Origin of the sequence: Streptococcus infantis, assembly GCF_001579645.1 — a bacterium.
In the GTDB taxonomy this organism is placed as follows: Bacteria; Bacillota; Bacilli; order Lactobacillales; family Streptococcaceae; genus Streptococcus; species Streptococcus infantis_E.
The window spans coordinates 178700-179774 of the sequence record NZ_KQ970818.1; the positions used below are offsets into that span (position 1 = coordinate 178700).

A 1075-nucleotide genomic window follows, 5' to 3' on the forward strand; every position below is an offset into this window, starting at 1 on the left:
CCTTATGCCAAGGTTTTTTCAATTACTCTTAGTTAGTTTGTTCTTTATAACCATGTTCTGTTAACATTTTCTTAGAGGCTTTAAAGCTCACGTTTTTTCCAACGCCTGAGTATTCTTCTGGTAAAGCTTTTCTAAGTTCATCTAGACTTGCAACTGAAAGGTCGATTTCAAGATCTTGAACGACTTTACCGTCTTTGATCTCAACTGATAGAGTTACACCTTTAAGTCCCTTGTATCCTTTGTAGGTTTCTTCAATTAGATTTTTTAAATCATCTGCAGTATTGTTTAGGGCTTCAGGGTCAGCGACGTTATGAGCGGTTTGTTTCACAACGTTATCACCATCAACTGTATAGGTCAATGTTGACTGAATACCGGGCTGAGAATCATTTACAAAAGTAACAGTTTTTAGTTCGGATTTCTTTTCAGTAGTTTCAGCTTCAGTCGTTTTTACCTCAGTTGACTCTGCTTTTGAGGAGTTAGAAGTTGTTGATGATTGTTTTGAACATCCCAACAAGAATGCCAACGGTAAGGCTAAGAGAAGTGTCGTTTTGAAATATTTGTTCATATTTTTTCCTTTCATCATAAGAACTTTTTTCGTTATACCATAAAATGCTTTTGCAATCAAAGTATATTCGTTTTTCCTTTTTACACATACTAAAATGGGAAAAGTGATATAATGGTAGCAAGAGGTGAAGAAATGAATCAAACTGTAGAATATATCAAAGAACTAACTGCTATCGCATCACCAACTGGTTTCACACGTGAGATTACGAATTATTTGGTTGAGACTCTTGAAAAACTAGGTTATCAACCAATCCGTACTGCCAAAGGTGGTGTCAACGTTACTGTCAAAGGTAAAAATGACGAGCAACAGCGTTATGTGACTGCCCATGTGGATACCTTGGGAGCTATCGTTCGCGCTGTTAAATCAGATGGTCGTCTTAAAATGGACCGTATTGGTGGCTACCCTTGGAATATGATTGAAGGCGAAAACTGTACAGTTCATGTGGCTAGCACAGGTAAAACGGTATCTGGAACGATTTTGATCCATCAGACTTCTTGTCATGTATACAAG

1 protein-coding gene and 1 pseudogene are annotated in these 1075 nt (G+C 37.3%); one reads left to right on the forward strand and one right to left on the reverse strand.

Annotation, left to right across the window (positions count from 1 at the left end):
- Positions 1–28: 28 nt before the first annotated feature.
- Entirely contained in the window at positions 29–565 is a 537-nt protein-coding gene (locus tag SINDD18_RS00960) for a DUF1307 domain-containing protein (protein WP_061862763.1), read from the reverse strand.
- A 132-nt stretch (positions 566–697) separates the two neighbouring features.
- Here SINDD18_RS00960 and SINDD18_RS11140 point away from each other — a divergent pair.
- Positions 698–1075: pseudogene (locus SINDD18_RS11140) on the forward strand (peptidase M42); the annotation flags it as partial.

What these genes read in the sequence shown, in the direction of transcription:
- SINDD18_RS00960 (WP_061862763.1), bottom strand. Translation starts at nt 565, where the DNA reads ATGAACAAATATTTCAAAACGACACTTCTCTTAGCCTTACCGTTGGCA.